Genomic DNA, 20920 nt, shown 5'->3' with positions numbered 1-20920 from the left:
TGCACATTTGCTCTTTTTCATTAGTTGTTGGTTTTTACTAATGACTAGCTTGAAACGTAAGCTTTAGCTGATGGTTTGAGTAGATTTTTTTCTACGAGCAATTCGGCGATTTGTACTGCATTTAATGCTGCGCCTTTCCGGATTTGGTCACCACACAACCATAATTCCAAGCCACAGGGATGAGAAATATCCTGGCGAATTCTTCCCACTAAAACTTCGTCTTTACCAGTTGCTTCAATTGGCATCGGAAAATAGTTAGTTTCCCAATTTTCTACCAACTTCACTCCAGGGGAGGAATTTAAAATCTCTCTGGCTTCCTTTGCACTAAAGGGAGTCTCAAATTCTAAATTAATGGCTTCTGAGTGGGCGCGGAGTACGGGAACCCGTATACAGGTCGCAGTGATTCTGATTTGCTGCGTACCAAATATTTTTCGGGTTTCATTGACCATTTTCATTTCTTCCTCACAATAACCCAAATCGTTTAATGGTGAGTTATGCGGGAATAAATTAAATGCCAGTGGGTAAGGCAATACCTCAGCGACTGGCGGCTGTCCTTGTAGTATAGCGCTTGTTTGCCTTTTGACTTCTGCCATTGCTCTAGCACCAGCACCACTAGCAGATTGGTAGGTTGCGGCTACGATGCGTTGCACGGGTTTAACTTTATGCAATGGCCAGACTGCCACTGCCATTAAAATTGTTGTGCAGTTGGGGTTGGCAATAATGCCTTGGTGATTAGCTGCGGCTTCTGGATTCACCTCTGGCACTACTAAGGGAACTTCCGGGTTCATCCGAAAGGCACTGGAGTTGTCAATTACCACTGCGCCCTTTTCGACAGCAATTGCTGCCCAAGCTTTGGATGTGGAACCACCCGCACTAGCTAGTACTATATCCACATTTTCAAAGGCGCGATCGCTCACTGCTTCTATTGGTATATTTTCCCCTTTAAACCGCAGCGATCGTCCGACACTCCGTTCTGATGCCAATAGCTTCAAGTTAGCAATCGGAAAATCACGGCTTTCTAATAATTCCAGCAACTCTGTGCCAACGGCACCAGTCGCCCCCAAAATAGCTACACGATAGGATTTAGACAAACTCACTTCCTCCTTTAAGAGGTTTATTTGCAATTTGGAACAGTTGAAGATTTACTTATATTTAAATGGCGATGACTGCCTTGAAATACATTTTCAATAAGTTGAAATTTTTCTCTAATTTTAGTCTATTCTCTGCCAATCTCTAATTTATAAATATTTAATACATTTATTTTCTTGGCTATTTAATAATTTAAGTGACGTTGCACTTTACAACAATGACTATTCAATTTTTCCATCGATTTAAAGTATATATTATTATACAACAAACAGCCATTTAGCAGAAAAATAGAGATATCTGCACTTAGGCGTTTCATAGGCATCCCACTTGTAAGGCTAACAAACGTCTTAGCTTCAAAGTTACTGACCAAGATGATGAATATACTATGATCTCAATGAATAAAACCAGCAAAGCATAAAACTGAGCTATACGGTTAGGTAATAGATGCGCTCTTGTATCACAACTTAATAATAGCTAGACTCAATACTATATTTAACTTGGGAGTACTAACCAGTCGCTGAGAACCAGGATATCACGGCATTAGCCCAGTGGATAATTAATTCCTAAGTTTCAGAGCGAGTGGGGAGTGAAGAACAGAATAGGTTATGGGGTACAGATTATTCCCTATCACCTCTTACCTGTCACCTCTCCCCTAATCCCAATGCCCCCATTAACTAAATTGTTATGAAGGTAAAATGTCAAGTCCTTGGTGATTGGCAGTAAACTGGATCTTTGCCCCAGGACAAACATCCAACCTTGGATGTCATAAAGCCTTTTGGCATCCCATTTCCTTAAGACACATCAAGCCATAAACGCAAACAATTATTGCATCTTGTGTGTACTTGGAGTATAAAATACCAGAAAACTAGAGACTAAGCATGAAAGTTACCCAGGAAAAACTTCCCGCCAGCCAAATTGGCCTGGAAATAGAGATTACGCCGGAAATTACCAAGCAAACTTACGAACAGGTCATTAAAAACTTAGCCAGTACTGCCAATATTCCTGGGTTTCGTAAAGGCAAGGTGCCTCGGCCGATATTGCTACAACGGCTGGGTACAACTCGTATCAAGGCAGCAGCCCTAGAAGAACTAATTCAAGACGGTATTGAGCAGGCGGTTAAACAAGAAGCTATCCCAGCAATAGGTCAGCCGCAATTGCGCTCCTCTTTTGAGGATTTAATTAAGAATTATGAACCTGGAAAACCTCTGATAATTTCGGCTGCTGTCGATGTAGAACCAGAAGTAAATTTAGTTCAGTACACTGACTTGCAAGCTAAGGCTGAAGAAGTCAAGTTCGAGCCAGAACGAGTAGACGCAAACCTTGATAAGGAACGTCAAGAATTGGCGACATTGATTCCTGTGGAAGGACGTGCAGCCCAAATCGGTGATATTGCCGTAGTCGATTTTAAAGGTTCATTCGCCAGAGTTGAGGGCGAAGACGAAACAGCCGAACTAGAACCGATTCCCGGAGCCGAAGCAACTGATTTTCAAGTTGAGTTGCAGGAAGATAAGTTTATTCCAGGCTTTATTTCGGGAATAGTGGGGATGAATCCTGAAGAAACTAGAGAAATTGCGGCACAGTTCCCAGATCCTTATGCTAACGAAGATTTAGCTGGAAAAGCGGCAACTTTCACGGTGACGCTCAAAGAACTCAAAGAAAAGGAACTACCAGAAGTAAATGACGATTTCGCCCAAGAAATCAGCGATTTTGAAACCTTAGAGGAGTTACGCGCTTCTTTGGTCGAGCAATATCAAAAAGAGGCGGACGACAAAACAAAAACAAATAAACAGGAAGCGTTGTTAACGGAACTGCTTAAGCACGTAGAAGTTGACTTACCAGCAACCATGATTGAGCAAGAAGTGGATGCGATGCTAACGCAAACAGCAATGCGGCTGTCTCAGCAGGGATTGGATGTGAGGAAGTTGTTTACTCAAGATATTATTCCTCAATTGCGGGAGCGATCGCGCACTGAGGCAATTGAACGCATCAAACGCTCTTTGTCCTTGCGTGAAGTCGGTAAACGCGAATCTATCCAGGTAACACCAGAAGAAATTGCAACCAGAGTCACAGAACTTTTGGAACAGTACCCGGAGGAACAAGACGTTGATGAAGATAAACTACGCTCAATCGTGGAAAACGAACTATTAACCGAAAAAACCATCGATTGGCTCTTAGAACACTCCTCAGTTGAACTTGTACCCGAAGGCTCGTTAAATCCCATAGAGGAAATAGAAGCCACAGAATCAGATGCTGATGCTGATGTTGATGCACCTCAGACAGAGGAAGAAACCAACGAAGCTTCAACAACTGAAGTCACAGAAGGATAATTAAAAATCTCACAGCCATCAATTCACCAGTTCTGAGTTAAAGTACTGGTGAAATGGGTAAGCTAAAGGAGATGAGGGAGGAGGGGAAGCAGGGGAAGCAGGGGGAGAAATAACCAATGCCCCATGCCCAATACCCAATGCTCCATGACTCTTGAAAACTCAGGGATGAAGACAGAATTTAAAGAATTAATGAATTTTCAGCAAATTGTGACACATGTTATGGACTGAGCTTGATACTGTGTTCACGAGAGGAAATTATATGAGGCATAATGGTTAACACGTACCTATAAAAATCCCATTCGTCGAAAAGGCAGCATCCGCTGCTGAAACATTTGTCCTAAATTATCGTCAAAGAAAGCTTGTATGCTTGTATCGCAGTCGGGAAATAACCCCATCAGCAACCAAAGTCGAATAAACATTAACTCCCAGTTGAACAGCCCTAGCAACATCGTGCCGATGGTGGTGGAACAGTCTGGCATGGGAGAAAGGGCTTTCGACATCTACTCCCGCCTGCTGCGAGAGCGGATTATCTTTTTGGGAACGCCAATAGACGATACCGTAGCCAACTCAATTGTGGCTCAGTTGTTATTCCTAGACGCCGAAGACTCAGAAAAAGACATCCAACTGTATGTTAATTCTCCCGGTGGCTCAGTCTACGCAGGCATGGCAATCTATGATACAATACAACAAATTCGCCCTGATGTAGTTACCATCTGTTTTGGATTAGCCGCGAGCATGGGGGCATTTTTGTTAACAGCAGGGGCTGCCGGTAAGCGAATGTCTCTGCCCGACTCCCGGATTATGATTCACCAACCACTTGGTGGCGCTCAAGGTCAAGCCATTGACATTGAAATTCAAGCCAGAGAAATTCTTTACATTAAGGGTAAGTTGAATGAGTTAATGGCTCATCATACTGGTCAACCCATAGAAAGAATTGAAGCAGATACTGAGCGCGACTTTTTTATGTCGGCAGAAGAGGCGAAGAACTACGGTTTGATTGATCAGGTCATTTCCAGGCAAAATCTTCCCACAGCAGGGGAAAACGTCACCATTCTGAAATAAGAGGCTGGTATGTCTAAGTACGACTCCCATTTAAAATGTTCATTTTGCGGCAAGTCTCAAGAGCAGGTGCGTAAATTAATCGCGGGGCCGGGAGTCTACATCTGCGATGAATGCGTTGACTTGTGTAATGAAATACTAGACGAGGAGTTACTCGATACTAATGGTGCGGCAGCACAACCGGCACCAAGAGCAGAACCACCTCAAAAACGGCGTACCCAATCTTCTAGTATTTCGTTTAATCAAATACCCAAGCCAAGAGAGATTAAAAACTATCTAGACGAACACGTTATTGGTCAAGAGGAAGCCAAGAAAGTGCTGTCGGTAGCCGTTTACAATCACTACAAGCGGTTGGCGGTAATTCAGTCTAAAGCCAGTGGCAAAGGTGGGGCGGATGATGCTGTAGAACTGCAAAAATCCAACATTTTGTTAATTGGCCCGACTGGTTGCGGCAAAACTCTTTTAGCGCAAACCCTAGCGAAAATCCTGGATGTACCCTTTGCCGTCGCTGATGCTACGACGCTGACAGAAGCGGGGTATGTGGGAGAAGATGTGGAAAATATCTTGCTGCGACTGTTGCAAGTGGCAGATTTAGATATAGAGGAAGCGCAACGAGGAATCATCTACATTGATGAAATTGACAAAATTGCTCGAAAGAGTGAGAACCCGTCAATTACCCGCGATGTTTCTGGCGAAGGCGTGCAGCAAGCCTTGCTGAAAATGTTAGAGGGAACGATCGCCAATGTACCACCCCAAGGAGGGCGCAAGCATCCCTATCAAGACTGCATCCAGATTGATACAAGCAATATTTTGTTCGTCTGTGGTGGTGCTTTTGTAGGCTTAGAAAAGGTTGTGGATCAGAGAGTTGGCAAAAAAGCAATAGGCTTTGTGCAACCGGGAGAAGGGCAAACGAAGGAAAAACGGGCAGCAGATACTCTCCGCCATCTAGCACCAGATGATCTAGTAAAATTTGGCATGATTCCCGAATTTATTGGGCGCGTGCCAATGGTAGCAGTAGTAGATCCGCTAGATGAAGAAGCGCTGATGGCGATTCTCACCCAACCACGCAGCGCCTTAGTGAAGCAGTACCAAAAACTGCTGAAGATGGATAATGTCCAGTTAGATTTTAAACCAGACGCTTTACGAGCGATCGCTCAAGAAGCCTACCGCCGTAAAACTGGTGCGAGAGCGCTGCGGGGCATTGTGGAAGAATTGATGCTGGATGTTATGTACGAGTTACCATCTCGTAAGGATGTGACACGTTGTACAGTAACACGGGAGATGGTCGAGAAGCGATCGACTGCCGAACTGATAATACATCCATCTTCACTACCGAAACCAGAATCAGCCTAATAGTCATTGGTCATTAGTCATTGGTTATTAGTCAAAAACTAAAGACTAATAACCATGTATTAAGGGAAAATGACTAATGACAACTGACAAAGGATTAATGACTAATGCCTTATATTAAACTTCGTGGCGTTGAGCATTACTATGAATGGGTGAAAAAACCATCAGGTTCTTTGGTGAAACCAGTGATGGTTTTTATGCACGGTTGGGCTGGTTCGGCTAGGTATTGGCAAAATACCGCGAATGCTTTATCGGAGCAATTTGATTGTTTACTCTATGATATGCGGGGATTTGGGCGTTCTGGTGGGAAGCCAACCATAGCCGAAGCAAGTGAAGCTGTTGCCGAATCTGAATCTCCCCAGGAAGAATCACAAGCAATCAAAGAGTTAACCTATGAATTAGAGGAATACGCTGATGATTTGGCAGCTTTGTTAGATGGGTTGCATCTTCAGCGTGTTTATATCAATGCTCACTCAATGGGCGCGTCTGTTGCTACTTTATTTTTTAACCGCTACCCCCAACGAGTGGAACGAGGAATTTTAACCTGTAGCGGCGTTTTTGAGTACGACGAAAAATCCTTTAGTGCCTTTCATAAATTTGGTGGCTATGTAGTAAAATTCCGTCCCAAGTGGTTAAGCAAAATTCCATTTGTTGACCGGATGTTTATGGCCAGATTTTTGCATAGTTCCATACCACATTCTGAGCGACAAGCTTTTTTGGAAGATTTTCTCGAAGCAGATTACGATGCGGCTTTAGGAACAATTTTTACTTCAGTCAGTAAGGCTCAATCTGAAGTGATGCCGCAAGAGTTTGCGAAGCTGACAGTCCCGACTCTGCTTGTGGCGGGGGAGTATGACAAGATTATTCCAGCCGAGATGGGGCGTCAAGCAGCCGCACTGAGTGACAAAGTGGAATTTGTGATGATTCGTAACACAGCGCATTTCCCAATGTTGGAAGATGCGCCAACTTACTTGCAACGGGTACAAGAGTTTTTGCAAATTAACACCCCACAAACACAAGTCGGATAACTGATGACGGTTTTTTAGACAGTTAAGTGTACCTGTGTGATACCTTGACGCATTTTATATTGTCGCCTTAACCAAGACTTTTTAATTATTTTACGGAGTAAGGGAGCAAGTTGAATCAACAGCGATCGCAGCAGTGCATTTTTTCGCAGTAGTTCGCCTTGTTTAGCTTCCTCTAACTGGAGTTGCTGGGCGCGGATAATTTCTGGCTCACGTTCTGCTTGGATGTGCGATAATGCCATATCAATATCCTGGTGTCCAGCTTCTCTGTGCAACAGTGGCACAAGATAATTAGCAGCAACAATCACATCACGGAATGCTAGATTAATTCCTTGGGCGCGGACAGGAGACATTGGGTGTGCAGCGTCACCTAGAAGTAGTACCCCTGGTGCGTGCCATTGTGGACAATAACCAACCACAACAGAAAGCCGAATGGGGGATTCGATAGTGTCTGCATGATTCCGGAAATGCTCTGCTAGCCATGAGGGTGATAGTGAGGCAAAAATCTCTGCCCAGTTGGCTTGCTTGGAGTCAGTGCTTTCCGTTGCCGACATCACCCAAGCCAGATGCAGTTTACCTGACTCTGCTCCGTGAAAGATGCTAAATACGCGATCGCCATTTACAATAGTACGAAATACATTATCGGCTGCAAACTCAGGGCTGGCAGCAAGCTTAAACCAGAGAATATCAATATTTTTGGGCTGGCGTACCAATTCCAATCCTATACGTTGTCGCACCAGAGAATTTCGACCATCTGCCCCAATCACTAAGTCAGCAGTTAGTTCTCTCCCATCGCTCAGTACTACACCTGCGACACGTTGATTACTCCAGCGTAAATCTTTGACTGGAACACCCTGGATAAATTCAAACCCATCATTAGTTTGAGCTTCCGAAATGAGTGCATTGAGTAGCGGTGGTTGTGAAACCAGTGTACAAGGTCGGGTTGATCCAATTGGTTCATCAACTCGAAACAACTGCTTATCACCCAGAATGAATTCCCATGCGTCGAGTTGTCGATGGGGAATATCCTCTAACAATGGCGATAGACCCATTTGCTCTAGTGCATCTAACCCACTGGGCATTAATCCTTCACCGCGAAAAACACGATGAAAGTCTTTTGCTGCTTCAATTAACGTTACAGCAATACCACGTTTTGCAAGGAGCAGAGCAAGTGTTACACCTGTTGGGCCTGCGCCCACAATTACAATTTGCACTACCTCATCCCTCATTTTATAGATGTTGGTCGAATTATCTTTGGATTAATAGGACTTGGCAAGAGTTAGGGAATAACGAACCACAGAGGCGCAGAGGGCACAGAGAATGAGAGTTTGAGAAATATTTTGCGTAAGTCTTAATTAACCCAAACCCAGTTCTCGTTTTAGCAAGTTAATTGAGTTAGTACCTATATAATTTTCAACCTTAATCAACTTTGGTGGACGAATAATATCTTCATCACATGCTTGCACGGCTGCTTGCACTGCCGCAAAACTGGCTTGATCACTTATGATTACCTCAGCCCGTTTAACCATTGCCTGAAGTTTATAAACATCTTTTGGTTGCGAAGTCATCACTAATAGTTCATCTCCTCGCAGACCGTGGAGGATGACTTCTGCTGCTCGTGCAATCCCGGAACTGAGGCTAACTATACCTACACAGTTTTCTTTTGGTAGGGTTTTCAAGAGGCTGAGTTCTTTGCTGTAGTCGTAGATATCTAGAGGAATTACCCGTGCAGCTTTAGGAGCTGCGATCGCTTCTACATTACTGATAAAATACCGACTTGTGACTACTGTCGCAGAGGTAGTTTTATCTAACACAGCTGTTAATTCTTCCATTGCTACCAACTGGACTGGTATTTTTAGCGATCGCTCTAATTCATACACCATCAACTCACCAGCACCCATATCATAAGATGGAACTGCAACCAGTACCCGCGCACTACAACGCAAGCGCCAGTCAATTTCCGCTAAAAATAGCTCTCTGGCTTGATTGAGTGAACATCCTTGAGTAAGTAAATCATCGAGTGCTTTCTGGACAACTTGATATGCATCAGGATTTTGTTTGAGTATTGGTGATTGCAGCCTGCTACCGCCCTCATGACCTTGGGGACGAACATAAATCCCCGAACCAGCCATACTTTCAACAAATCCGTCTTCTTCTAGTTGACGGTAAACTTTGCTAATGGTATTGCGGTGTAACCCAGTTTGCATTGCCAGCGCTCTTGTGCTTGGCAATTTGTAAGCAGGGGGATATTGCCGAGAAGCGATCGCAAACCGGATTTGATTAAACAGCTGGGTTGATGCGGGAATTTCGCTGTCTGGCTGAATACGGAATTGAATCATCAGCAAACCTCCTGAATACTGAGTGGGGAGTGGGGAGTGGGGAGTAGGGAGTGAGGAGTGTTGGTTTACTACTCAGCACACAGCACTTTTAACTCAGCCCTCCTTTAGTGACCAGCTGCATTTGCTACATGTCAAATATTTTATTTACACATGAAGTTTTTCTGGTACAAATTTTTAATGCGCTCCTAGTGGTAATTGATAATTTAAATGGAAATGACCTGGGCATACTGGCATAGTTATATCAAATAAACACACGGCTAATCATACAGCACTAGCAAAAATTATTATGACAGAGCAAGCAATAATTACCACAACGGTTAATCTTTTGCAAGATAATATTCAAGTCTCTGCTTATTTAGCAGAGCCAAAAGAAGCTGGATCTTACCCAGGAGTGGTGGTATTACAAGAGATTTTTGGTGTTAACGTTCACATTCGGGATGTTACAGAGCGAATTGCCAAACTTGGGTATGTAGCGATCGCACCTGCACTTTTTCAACGGACTGCTCCTGGTTTTGAAACCGGATACACACCCGAAGATATTGAAACGGGTAGAGGCTACGCCATGCAAACTCAAGCCTCAGAGTTATTGAGCGATATTCAATTAGCAATTGCCTATCTCAAAAATCTGCCCCAAGTCAAAAAAGATAGTTTTGGTTGTATTGGTTTCTGCTTTGGCGGTCATGTCGCATATCTTGCAGCTACCTTACCAAATATTAAAGCTACGGCTTCCTTCTACGGCGCTGGAATTACCACTCGCACACCAGGAGGTGTAGCTCCCACTGTTACCCGCACCAGAGAAATTCCAGGCACTCTCTATGCCTTCTTTGGCACAGAAGATGCTAGCATCCCACCCGAACAAGTAGATGAGATTGAAGCAGAGTTAGAAAAATATAAAATTCCTCATCGTGTGTTTCGCTACGATGGAGCTGATCACGGATTTTTCTGTGACCGTCGTGCCAGTTATAATCCTAAAGCTGCTGCTGATGCTTGGGAGCAAGTCCAACAACTCTTTAGTCAACTGAACTAGTCATTAGTCATTAGTGAATAATAAACGACAACTGACAAATGACAAATGACAAGTGACTAATGACAATCTAAACTCCAGTTGCACCATATCAAATAACAATTAATCTTCAAAAGTCATGAATTCCGAATCGAAACTTTCTCAAACAGCCAATTCGCCGTTTACAATGGACGATTTTGCTAAAGCACTAGAAAAACACGACTACCAGTTTCAAAAGGGACAGGTTGTACATGGCAAAGTGTTCCAACTTGACCATGATGGAGCTTATGTCGATATTGGTGGCAAGTCGTCAGCTTTTCTGCCGCGCGATGAGGCTTCTTTGAGAGCAGTTACCGATTTATCGGAGGTGCTGCCATTGCAAGAGGAAATGCAGTTTTTGATTATCCGAGATCAGGATGCAGAAGGTCAAGTCACCCTTTCTCGAAAGCAGTTGGAAATTCAGCACATCTGGGAACGACTGGCCGAAATGCAGGAAAATGCTCAGACTGTGCAAGTTCGGGTTATGGGTGTGAATAAAGGTGGTGTCACCGTCGATATTCTCTCCTTGCGGGGGTTTATTCCGCGATCGCACCTGACAGAGCGTGATAATTTAGAAGCTCTCAAAGGTCAAAATCTGAGTGTGGGTTTTTTGGAAATTAATAAAAACACCAACAAACTCATCCTTTCCCAGCGATTAGCAACTCGTTCTAGCAACTTCAGCTTATTAGAACTAGGTCAACTGGTGGAAGGTAAAGTTACTGGTATCAAACCTTTTGGTGTGTTTGTTGATTTAAATGGTATGGGGGCTTTGCTTCATATCAAGCAAGTAAGCCAAAAATTTATCGACTCATTAGAAAAGGTATTTCAAGTTGGTCAGCAAATTAAAGCTGTAATTATTGACTTGGATGAGGGTAAAGGGCGGGTTGCTCTTTCTACCAGAGTTTTGGAAAACTTCCCTGGTGAAGTGTTAGAGAATATGGATGAGGTCATGGCTTCGGCTGAAGCGCGTGCCAATAGAGCTAATAACAAAGCTTCTGAATAGTTTTGAAGTGGGTTGTTTGCACAAAGCGTTTAAATACCCATGTGAAACAATTTTGAATTGTTAATACTCCCCCCTGCATCTACAAAGATGTGGGGGATAATTTTTTGAGATTAAGATAAATAAGGTGTGAGTTATTGGCTAATAAAGACCTAACCCCCAACCCCTTCCCTACCTCTCCCTAACCCTCTCCTACGAGGAGAGGGAAGCGGAAAAACTTTTGTTGCTGGAAGGGGAGTAAAATTCAAAGCCTCTCTCTTAAAAGGAGAGAGGAATGGAAGTGAGGTCAAAGTGTATTGCATACAAACGAGCGAACCCCTATATAAACCCTGTAACTATTCAATTTAGGTATTTATATGTTTCTAATAACTGGAGCAACTGGAGGAATCGGTCGCAGAGTTGTGCGACTACTACGGCGACAAGAACAGTCTGTGCGGGCATTTGTCCGCCTTACCTCGCGTTACAGCGAGTTAGAACACCGGGGTGCAGAAATCTTCATCGGTGACTTGCTAGAAGAAAGAGATATCCAGAAAGCTAGTCGGGGTGTCAAGTATATTATCAGCGCCCACGGTTCTAATAGCGATGCCCTATCTTTAGATTACCGCGCCAATATTGAACTAATAGACCAAGCGAAAGCCAATGGCGTAGAGCATTTTGTCTTTATTTCTGTACTGGGAGCCGATCGCGGATATGAAGACGCTCCTGTATTTAAAGCCAAACGAGCAGTAGAACGATATTTGGCAGCTAGTGGCTTAAATTACACTATTTTACGCCCATCTGGATTAGCATCTAACTTGCTGCCATTAGTAGAACAATTTCGGCAAACGGGATTGTATTTGTTAATTGGCGATCGCAAAAACCGTACCTCAATTGTCAGTACCGATGATTTAGCAAGGATAGTGGTGGATTCTGTGACAGTTGAAGGCGCTCGCAACCAGATTTTACCTATAGGAGGCCCGGAGATTTTATTACGAGAAGATATTCCCCGGATTTTTGGTCGGATCTTCAACAAACAGCCAGTAATAATTAACTCACCACTATTTGCTGTTGATGGGTTACAAAGTGCATTGGGTTTAATTAATCCCCAAATCCAAAAAGCTTTGGGAACTTATCGCACATTGCTAGCAAATGAATTTTTCTGTACAAAAGATGAAATTGCCAATTTGGAGGCGATTTATAACTTCAAGTTGGAGACATTAGAAAGTTTTTTGCGGCGTTATCTAGCAGTTTAAATGGGGAGTGGGGAGTAGGGTGAAGAAAAACACTATAAATGATAAATAAACAATAAATCATTCCCCCATTCCCCATTCCCTCACTCCCCACTCCCCACTCCCCATTTTTAAAATCTAAAATTCTATGAAATCTTCCTTAGCTGTAAATGCTGCTCAAGCACGTCAGACAAAAGAGCGATTCGCCCAACCAGAGGAACAGCTTACTTATGAGTTGGGGAAGGCGGTACAAGAATTGCCACCCCTGTACACGAGATTATTAGCGGGAACGATGAGCGTCATCGTATTTGGAACGATCGCCTGGGCGTACTTCTCGCAAATAGATGAAGTAGCAACAGCACCAGGGGAATTAATTGCTTCTACACAGGTAAGACCGGTGACATCCTTGGGTGGGGGGTCAATTGTTGCTGTTAAAGTGCGAGAAGGCGATCGCGTTACTAAAGGTCAAATTCTGGTTCAAAAAGATCCAGACTTGCAAATAACCGATGTTTCCCGCCTAGCCAAATCTTCTAGATTGATTCAAGACGATTTGCAACGTTTGGATGCAGAACGCACCGGAGGCAAAAGTACTGGGACGAAAGTGCAAGATGAACTGTTAAGTTCTCGCCTGCAAGACTTCCAAGCGCGGCAAGCAGGGGCGGAAGCAGAAGCAAATCGCCAATTAGCACTTATAGATCAAGCCAAAGTCCGTTTAACTCGGTTGCAAGACAACTTAGTGAATGCCAAAAGCAGCGTTGCCAATGCCAAAACCAACCTTGCCAACGCAGATAGCATCCGAATTAAAATTGAAAGTAATTTGGCACTTGCCGAACAAAGGGAAAAAAGCCTACGCACCCTAATGACTCCTGGTGCTGTACCTCGTGTCGATTACTTAGATGCCCAAGAAAGATTAACTCGTGCAAAGACAGAAATCACTAGATCGCAAGATGAAGTGACTAACGCCCAGAATAGAATCACAGAGGCTCAAGATAAAGTCACATCATTAGAAAAAGATATTGCTGCCCAAGTCCAAGAAATTCGCCAAGCACAACAAGCTTCCAATGCTGCACGTAGTCAAGCCCAGCGTGTAGCATCAGAACGCCAAAGTGAAATTTTGACCCAGTTTAACAAGCGTAAAGAAGAACTGACAACTGTTCAAGGTCAATTAGAACAGGCGAGGAAGCAGCAAGCTTTAGAAACGATTGAAGCTCCTGTTGCCGGTACAATTTACAGAGTTAAAGCCACCAAGGGGCCAGTGCAATCAGGTGAAGAATTGCTGTCAATTTTGCCGGAAGGGGAAGAAATGCTCCTAGAGGTGAAAGTTCTCAACCGCGATATTGGGTTTATTCGTCAAGGAATGAAGGCAAAAGTGAAAATGGCGACTTTCCCCTTCCAGGAATTTGGCACTGTGAATGGGGAAGTTATGCAAGTCAGTCCGAATGCAATTGTTGATAAAGAATTAGGCTTAGTTTTTCCGACCAGAATTAAGCTAAGTAAACACTCAGTTAACGTGCGGGGTCAAGAAGTAGAATTTACACCAGGTATGTCTGCTTCAGGTGAAATTGTCACTCGTAAAAAGTCAATTTTGACATTCATCACTGAACCTGTGACGCGGCGATTCAATGAGGCATTTTCCGTTAGGTAGGTTTATAGCCTCTGCTGTTCTTATAGCTATTTCAACAGCAAGACCTAGCATTCTATAAACCACATTTAAAATGTAAAGGTTTAGCATTGCTCATTGGTGTCATCTTAACGTGAAACCCCTGTAAAGACGTGATAAGTAGGTCAACCAAATATGTTTAATTAGGTTGACCTACTTAATTGAGAAAGTTCACCGTTTTAATTTTTTAAGTTTTGAAGAGTATATAGATTTTACAGTTGCATATACCAGTAGTCTTTTGGGAAGATGCTTTGAAAAAGCTAAGGATTATGACAAAAAACGAATTCCTTAATCTTAGATTATGAAGATTAATTATATCGTAGAAACATAAAACTTTATACTTTTTAGTATATTGGTAAATCTATTAGAAAAATATCAATTATGAGCAAGGTTTCCCATACCATCATAAACATAAAGATCATCTTTACCGAAAAGAGTGGCATGAAACAGAAGAAGGTTTTATCTCAGATTTAAGAAAAATGATTTATTCAATAATGAACTCTCAAGCCTATTTGGTAATTACCATGAAAAGGCTTTTTTAGAGTTCGTATTAAGTTAAAACGAGCGCGGCAGGGTTCGAACCTGCGACCAACGGATTAGAAATCCGTGGCTCTATCCACTGAGCTACGCGCCCAACATAAATTAATGGCTCCCAAAGGAGTCATCTACACTATTATATCGTCTTCACCTACCAAGAAGCAATCGAAAATTGCAGATTTACTACTAGCAAGGCTAAGATGCTAGTCGCTAGTTAGTTAATTTACACCGAAAACGAAACAGATGGAGTATTGGTTTAGATATATTGAGTTGTCAAGGGGTTATTTGCCTGTTAACGCCACCGTCTTCTGGGCGGCTACCTTCGGGAAGGAACTGGCGATCGCTAGACCCATTTCCACAGTATGCTAGGTAATTTCAGCCTTGCCGATGCTGCCAAATGCCATTATATATTCCATATTAAGAGTGCCCCTGTGAGGAGTTATTTGCTAGTGCCATGTTTATTCTCAAACGGCAGGATGTTGAAATATCAAGCATTCAGCACCCAAAAAAGGATCAGCAGGTGCCGATCCTCAGTTATCAAGGGCAGACTTTTCGCTTGATTAGTGTCTTCAAAGCTAGTCAAGAAGAAGAAGCTAGAGCCTTATGGAGAGAATTAACGGATAACCGAGGTAAAGCGTGTGTTTTACTAGAAGAACCCGAACGGTTTAGTGTTTGGGGTAAAATCCGTTTAGAGCAACTGGATACTGACACAGGTGGTCATGGCAAAACGGCGATTTTAATCCAAGCCAGTATTTTGCTGTTGCAGGGTGTTTCTATCGACATTGAAGAGTTTTTAGGTGCTAGGCAAGCTGCATTATTTGAAAAAGATATTGCCGAGGTGTTCAAGCAGAAACAATTTCCCCAAGCATCTTCCCTAGAAGCAGTTAAATATTTGGTATCTACTAATCCGTTACCGACAGCCAAAATACCTGATTGGCAAGAAAATCATGTAGTGATTCTGTTACAAGAACTGCATCGATTAGGAAAGGGCTATTTTGGCAACGCTAATTTTACCAAACAAGTGATTTATAAGCTAGAAGATATGCCAGAAGCCGAGCGATCGCTGTTTCTCAGTTGGCTAAATCAATCGCCACTGGGTAAACTATGGCAGTAACAAAATTCTCACCAATGGCACTTGCTTTTGGTGTCCGATTGTGCATCAGTTAGCAGACACACTGCTAGATATACAGTCCCTTAACTCAAAATACTGCCAGAGAGCATCTACATAGTCAAGTCTTATGAATAACTCTTACGAGAATTCGTTCTTTTCTAAATCCATTTTCAACACTCAGAACATTGTCTTAGCTAATATTGGCTGGGCCGTACTGGCACTGCTATACTTTTTGTTGTTTAGTGCCAAAGTTCCCGGAGCAGATGGCATAGAAAGCCGAGCCGAGTGGTATGTGATTGGCACAAATATTTTTGAAGCTTTAGCTTATTTGGCTGCCGGTATCTTATGCTTGAGGAACTGGCTGAGTCCGCAAATCGTCAGTGGTCGAAATGTTTGGCTCTTGATTGGCTTAGGTATGCTTTCCTATTTTGTCGGGGGGATAATTTTCGGCTATACGGAAATAGTTTTAAAAGATGAACCGGATGTGTCTGTAGGCGATATATTTTTTGTAGTTAGTTATCTATTACTTGGCGCAGGCATGATTTTAGCTGTGGCTTCCAGGCGAATCAATCTGGAAAAATGGCAGTGGCTAATTGTGTTAGCAATTGCAGTTTTCGGTAGTTTCTTAGCATGGTGGATTTCTATGCAACAGGAAAAACCCTCAGAACTACTAGTCGCTATTTTGAATTGGTTTTACGTAGTTAGCGATGTGGTTCTGTTAATTATTGCTACCACTCTGCTGTTAGCCTTTTGGGGGGGAAGAGTTTCCCAGTCTTGGCGAATGATTGCAGCCGCGGCCTTTTCGCTTTACATTGCAGATATGTGGTTTAAATATGCCCAAGGCGCCAATTATCAAAGTGGAGAGATATTAGAAGTGTTTTGGGTATTTAGTGGAGTGTTATTTGGCATGGGCGCTGTCTTAGAATATGACGCATCACTAAGACGAACGCGCCGTACCAGTGGACGAAAACGAGCTTAGTAAAGATTTTTGGTATCTACCGTGAGAAAATTAACAGACTCTGACAAGCAAGAAATTCTTAAGTTATATCGAGAGACTGCCGAAACAACCTCAACTTTGGCAGACCGCTATGGTGTGAGTAATTCGACAATTAGTCGCCTGCTCAAAAGCACTTTGCCAGAAGACGAGTATGAATACTTAGTCTCCTTAAAGCGGGCTGCGAGAACTCCTGAGGGTAGGGCGCAGGTAAGCTACGAGCAGTTACCTCTGCTGACTCAACCAGAGCCGGAGATAGAAGTTCCACCCATCGAGAGCCACCCTGTGGAAGTACCAAAGGTTGAGCCGCAGCCACGCCGGGTAATTCATGTAGAGCAGGAACTTTTCTCAGAGGAAACGGCGGAGTCACTCGCTGCTAGTAGACGGGTGCGGCGACGCCCCTCGGCGACGGAAAAACCCAAGCTCCGAGTCACAGAGAAATTAGAAACTCCAGAGCCAAAGCCGCCGGAAATAGTCAGTATTCCTATCCCACCGCTAAAGAATGAACATCCAGGAGCGGCTGTCATCGCGCAGATGCTGGGTGAAGATTTGCTCGACGAATCGGAGGATTTGGACGATTTAGAAGATGATGATTTAGAAGATGATGATTTTGAGGAAGAAGACTTTGATGACGATGACCTGGATGACCAAAGACCTTTAGTCACAAAACGTAGGCCAGGTGAAGCATCAGTTCAAGTTTTACCTCTGTCGATAGCCAATTTGCCAAAAACTTGCTATTTGGTGATTGACCGTTCTTCGGAATTAATTACCCGTCCTCTCAAAGACTTTGGTGATTTGGGGCAAATTCCTAGCCTGGAAACCCAGCAAAGAACTCTACCGGTGTTTGATAACCATCGCGTCGCCAAGCGCTTTTCTACGAAGCGCGATCGCGTGATTAAAGTTCCTGATAGTAAAATGCTCCATAAGGCTCGGACTCATTTGCAAGCTAAGGGCATCACCCGATTGCTAATTGATGGTCAGGTCTACTCCTTGTCTACGACGGTTTAGAGGTCATGGAGACACCGACTGGCTATGGTGTGGTATTGGTGACAACTGGCAACATGCAGGAGGCAGAAGCAATTGCAAATGCCCTTGTGGAAGCTAAACTAGCTGCTTGTGTGAGTCTGTTACCAATCCACTCAATTTACACCTGGCAAGGAGAACTGCATAAAGAGCAAGAATGGCAATTACTGATTAAAACTGATTTGGCGCAATTTCCGGCAATGGAAGCCAAAATTAAGGAATTGCACTCCTATGAAGTGCCAGAAATTATTGCTTTACCAATTGTTGCTAGTTCTCAAGCCTACTTACAGTGGATTTCTCAGCAAGTTAAAAGCTAGAGCGGTAAAACTTGCTAGAGTAGATTTTTAATGATTGAAATAGGCGTAAATAGGTAAACAAAAATTTTCAATAATAACGAATTTACTAGGTTTAAGTTTTTGCTCTAGCTAGCTTTGCCACTCTAGGTTAAAAGTAAAGATTGAGGAGTTAGGATTTTCATAACTCCTCAATCTTTACTCTCAACTAATAACTCTAAGTACAGCTTTGCGTAAAATCGTGGCGAATTGAGGGTTGAAATTTAAACGCATAGACGCTTCTCTACGAGACGCTACGCGTAGCTTGCTTCCCCGTAGGGGTACGCCTTCCCGCAGGGGTAAGCGCAGAGGGACGCAAAGAATTAATGAAATGTTGTACTAAGGGTAAACAGCCCTTGCAAAACGCTCGGCCAAGTAAATAATGTCTTGTCTACGAGCAATTTGATTTATCCATTGTTTGGGAATATTTTCTACCCCGTAATAAATTCCGGCTAACCCACCGGTGACGGCGGCGGTAGTATCAGTATCTCCGCCTAAGTTGACAGCTTTCAACACCGCTTCAGAATAAGACGAACTATTTAATAAACACCACAGGGATGATTCTAAAGTATCAATCACATAGCCACCAGAATTAATCTCTTCCACTGGTATCTTGGCAATCTCACCACTGAAAATCCCTCACAAAGACATTCTGCCAAGCAAAAGCTTAAGGAACTGTCATCTGACCATGTACCAGGAGGAACATCCCAAGTTCCATAACCCAACATGGTTGTCACTGGAGATTTTACTCGTTCAGCGCGGCTGGTGAACTCCACTGGCACACCCAAGGCATCACCAACACATAAACCCATCAAACCAGACAACGTTTTTGCAGAGGTTAGCATTGTTCAACCAGCATGAAACTTTTCTACAACTGATTTTACTTGCGAAAAAACATTGATTAAACGCTTGGTATAATTTTTAATTTCAAACTAACTGTAAACAGCCCTTGCAAAACGCTCCGCTAAGTAAATAATGTCTTGTCTACGAGCAATTTGGTTCATCCATTGTTTGGGAATATTTTCCACGCCGTAGTAAATTCCCGCCAACCCACCAGTAACGGCGGCGGTAGTATCGGTATCTCCGCCTAAATTAACAGCTTTCAGCACCGCCTCAGAATAAGACGAACTATTTAACAAACACCACAGGGATGATTCTAAAGTATCAATCACATAGCCACCAGAATTAATCTCTTCCACTGGTATCTTGGCAATCTCACCACTGAAAATTCTGCCAAAATGCGGCTTCTCTAACAAAAATTCTCGGACAGAATAAATTGTTTGGATGTCTTGCAGTGCTTGTAAATAAGCTGTTTGAAGGTCAGCCCCTTCCAAGAGCGCCACTGCAATACTAATATAAATGCCACAGGCCATTTGCGATCGCGCATGAGCATGAGTAATCGCCGAAACATCATGCACTCGCGCCAGCAATTCGCCTAAAGTTAAACTTCTGTGACAATAAGCCATCGGCAAGATTCTCATCAGCGAACCATTGCCATTACTATTTTCAACCTTCCCACCCGCCTGATGGGGAACAACTCCCTGCTTCAGGCGCATAATTGCTGTGTGGGTAGTTTGACCAATATCAAAGACATCGCCACGAGGAGTCCAGTAAGCCTCCTTGTACCAGCGCCAGAAGGAATTGGCTATGGCATCCAACGAATACCCCCTACAAAGGCATTCTGCCAAGCAAAAGCTTAGGGAACTGTCATCTGACCAAGTTCCTGGTGGTTGATTCCATGTGCCATAACCCTGCATCGTTGTTACTGGAGATTTGACTCGTTCAGCGCGGCTAGTAAACTCCACCGGCACACCCAACGCATCACCGACACATAAACCCATCAAACCAGACAACGTTTTTGTAGCGGTTAGCATTATTCAATCTCCACAATAATTGCTCAAAATTAACTTTATAGATTCCCTCTATAGCTTGTTGCAACGGATGCTACAGCCTACTTTTCATCATCTGTGAAAAGCTAGGCAAAAAATTGTTAATCAGGTATTTTTTTACCATATCCCAACTTAGTTTTAGTTCCAAATATTGTGCCAGTTTTAAAAGCGTCTATTTTTGGAACAAAGAACCCAGATGAAAAGACATTGAATGTAATTATAACAGCTTATTCTTGATTTTCCGGGTAGTTAACCTATAAACGTCAAGCATCAATAGCAACATTCATTTAATAAAATCTTGGAAATATTTGGAACATTCTCATACAATTTTCGACTTGGAATATACAAGTAAAAAATACAAAATTTGGTAAAAGATATGAAGCGCTTACTCAAGTCTCTCATGACAATTTCTGCATTATCTTCTTTAATAATTGCTCCTCTTGTTCTATCAGCTGGTCAAGCTTCTGCTGAAACAAAAAAAGGTACTGATGCTAGCTATGTTGGTGCTGGTGTTGCAGGTGGCGTTACCAGTGGCGGACAAGGTATCAACGATGATGCCACATTTGGTGGTAATGTCACAGGTCGCGTGAAATTAGGAACTACACCATTTTCTGCACGCGGTAATGTCCTCTGGAGTGATAAGACAAGTGCCATTATCCCAGAACTTTCTGTGGATGTGCCTATCGCTAATAAAACTAATGCCTATTTAACTGGTGGTTATTCTTTTGTAGAGAAAGATGGCTCACCAACTCCCATAGGTAATAAAGATTCAGTAGTGGTAGGTGCTGGTGTTGAATCGGAAGTTGCTAACAATTTCCTCGTCTACACTAACGCCAAGGTAGGAATTGGTGCTTACCAAAATAGCGATACTCCTGCTGTTAGCATCAATGGCGGTTTTGGCTATCGCTTCAAATAAAAGATTATTGAGTCCTCGG

General features: G+C 43.1%; 18 protein-coding genes, 1 tRNA gene and 1 pseudogene. 14 read left to right on the top strand and 6 right to left on the bottom strand.

The window, feature by feature from the left end; translation table 11 throughout:
• Positions 1-44 precede the first annotated feature (44 nt).
• Positions 45-1091, bottom strand: coding sequence for an aspartate-semialdehyde dehydrogenase (locus LC608_RS17065; protein WP_229554664.1), 1047 nt, complete (start codon positions 1089-1091; stop codon positions 45-47).
• Between the two features lie 876 nt (positions 1092-1967).
• On the opposite strand from LC608_RS17065, the gene tig reads away from it, so the two are divergent.
• The 4 genes from tig (at position 1968) to LC608_RS17045 (ending at position 6853) form a co-directional block, all read left to right on the top strand.
• Positions 1968-3416 carry a trigger factor gene (gene tig, locus LC608_RS17060; RefSeq protein ID WP_229554663.1) on the top strand — a complete coding sequence of 483 codons (1449 nt, stop codon included), beginning with the start codon at positions 1968-1970 and terminating at the stop codon, positions 3414-3416.
• Between the two features lie 363 nt (positions 3417-3779).
• Positions 3780-4478 carry an ATP-dependent Clp endopeptidase proteolytic subunit ClpP gene (gene clpP / locus LC608_RS17055; RefSeq protein ID WP_229554662.1) on the top strand — a complete coding sequence of 233 codons (699 nt, stop codon included), beginning with the start codon at positions 3780-3782 and terminating at the stop codon, positions 4476-4478.
• 9 nt (positions 4479-4487) lie between these two features.
• A complete protein-coding gene (gene clpX / locus LC608_RS17050) occupies positions 4488-5828 on the top strand; it encodes an ATP-dependent protease ATP-binding subunit ClpX (RefSeq protein ID WP_229554661.1) in 1341 nt (446 codons plus the stop codon).
• Between the two features lie 104 nt (positions 5829-5932).
• Positions 5933-6853 (top strand): alpha/beta fold hydrolase, encoded by a 921-nt coding sequence (locus LC608_RS17045; RefSeq protein WP_229554660.1) that lies wholly within the window; start codon positions 5933-5935, stop codon positions 6851-6853.
• Between the two features lie 14 nt (positions 6854-6867).
• Here LC608_RS17045 and LC608_RS17040 read toward each other — a convergent pair whose 3' ends face one another.
• Both LC608_RS17040 and LC608_RS17035 read right to left on the bottom strand, forming a co-directional pair.
• Positions 6868-8079 carry an FAD-dependent oxidoreductase gene (locus LC608_RS17040; protein WP_229554659.1) on the bottom strand — a complete coding sequence of 404 codons (1212 nt, stop codon included), beginning with the start codon at positions 8077-8079 and terminating at the stop codon, positions 6868-6870.
• 126 nt (positions 8080-8205) lie between these two features.
• Complete coding sequence (locus LC608_RS17035; protein WP_229554658.1) at positions 8206-9189, bottom strand: GntR family transcriptional regulator; 984 nt, start codon at positions 9187-9189, stop codon at positions 8206-8208.
• A gap of 286 nt (positions 9190-9475) precedes the next feature.
• On the opposite strand from LC608_RS17035, the gene LC608_RS17030 reads away from it, so the two are divergent.
• The 4 genes from LC608_RS17030 to LC608_RS17015 all read left to right on the top strand — a co-directional run bounded on the left by LC608_RS17030 (position 9476) and on the right by LC608_RS17015 (position 14084).
• The gene (locus LC608_RS17030) at positions 9476-10216 is read left to right on the top strand and encodes a dienelactone hydrolase family protein (RefSeq protein WP_229554657.1); all 741 of its coding nucleotides are present in this window, start codon (positions 9476-9478) and stop codon (positions 10214-10216) included.
• A gap of 115 nt (positions 10217-10331) precedes the next feature.
• Complete coding sequence (locus LC608_RS17025) at positions 10332-11234, top strand: S1 RNA-binding domain-containing protein (protein WP_229554656.1); 903 nt, start codon at positions 10332-10334, stop codon at positions 11232-11234.
• Between the two features lie 353 nt (positions 11235-11587).
• A complete protein-coding gene (locus LC608_RS17020) occupies positions 11588-12463 on the top strand; it encodes an SDR family oxidoreductase (RefSeq protein WP_229554655.1) in 876 nt (291 codons plus the stop codon).
• Positions 12464-12587: 124 nt separating this feature from the next.
• Complete coding sequence (locus LC608_RS17015; RefSeq protein ID WP_229554654.1) at positions 12588-14084, top strand: HlyD family efflux transporter periplasmic adaptor subunit; 1497 nt, start codon at positions 12588-12590, stop codon at positions 14082-14084.
• Positions 14085-14660: 576 nt separating this feature from the next.
• On the opposite strand, the gene LC608_RS17010 is transcribed toward LC608_RS17015, so the two are convergent.
• A tRNA-Arg gene (locus LC608_RS17010) sits at positions 14661-14733 on the bottom strand.
• Positions 14734-14879: 146 nt separating this feature from the next.
• On the opposite strand from LC608_RS17010, the gene LC608_RS36885 reads away from it, so the two are divergent.
• From LC608_RS36885 to cutA, 5 genes are all read left to right on the top strand, one after another.
• On the top strand, positions 14880-15005 hold the full coding sequence (locus LC608_RS36885) for a hypothetical protein (RefSeq protein WP_267871103.1): 126 nt from the start codon (positions 14880-14882) through the stop codon (positions 15003-15005).
• 85 nt (positions 15006-15090) lie between these two features.
• Positions 15091-15750, top strand: a complete 660-nt coding sequence (locus tag LC608_RS17005) for an Npun_F0813 family protein (protein ID WP_229554653.1) — start codon at positions 15091-15093, stop codon at positions 15748-15750.
• Positions 15751-15874: 124 nt separating this feature from the next.
• Entirely contained in the window at positions 15875-16726 is an 852-nt protein-coding gene (locus tag LC608_RS17000; RefSeq protein ID WP_229554652.1) for a hypothetical protein, read from the top strand.
• 21 nt (positions 16727-16747) lie between these two features.
• Complete coding sequence (locus tag LC608_RS16995; RefSeq protein ID WP_229554651.1) at positions 16748-17749, top strand: transposase; 1002 nt, start codon at positions 16748-16750, stop codon at positions 17747-17749.
• Positions 17750-17754: 5 nt separating this feature from the next.
• On the top strand, positions 17755-18081 hold the full coding sequence (gene cutA, locus LC608_RS16990) for a divalent-cation tolerance protein CutA (protein ID WP_229554650.1): 327 nt from the start codon (positions 17755-17757) through the stop codon (positions 18079-18081).
• 354 nt (positions 18082-18435) lie between these two features.
• Here cutA and LC608_RS16985 read toward each other — a convergent pair.
• Both LC608_RS16985 and LC608_RS16980 read right to left on the bottom strand, forming a co-directional pair.
• Positions 18436-18941: pseudogene (locus LC608_RS16985) on the bottom strand (ADP-ribosylglycohydrolase family protein).
• 87 nt (positions 18942-19028) lie between these two features.
• A complete protein-coding gene (locus LC608_RS16980) occupies positions 19029-19970 on the bottom strand; it encodes an ADP-ribosylglycohydrolase family protein (RefSeq protein ID WP_229554649.1) in 942 nt (313 codons plus the stop codon).
• A 391-nt stretch (positions 19971-20361) separates the two neighbouring features.
• Here LC608_RS16980 and LC608_RS16975 point away from each other — a divergent pair, with 391 nt between their 5' ends.
• Positions 20362-20901, top strand: a complete 540-nt coding sequence (locus LC608_RS16975; RefSeq protein WP_229554648.1) for a porin family protein — start codon at positions 20362-20364, stop codon at positions 20899-20901.
• Positions 20902-20920 lie beyond the last annotated feature (19 nt).

The organism is Nostoc sp. XA010, assembly GCF_020829625.1.
GTDB lineage: Bacteria > Cyanobacteriota > Cyanobacteriia > Cyanobacteriales > Nostocaceae > Nostoc.
Note: the sequence above shows the minus strand (reverse complement) of the source record. Positions and strands in the feature narration are given on the sequence as shown.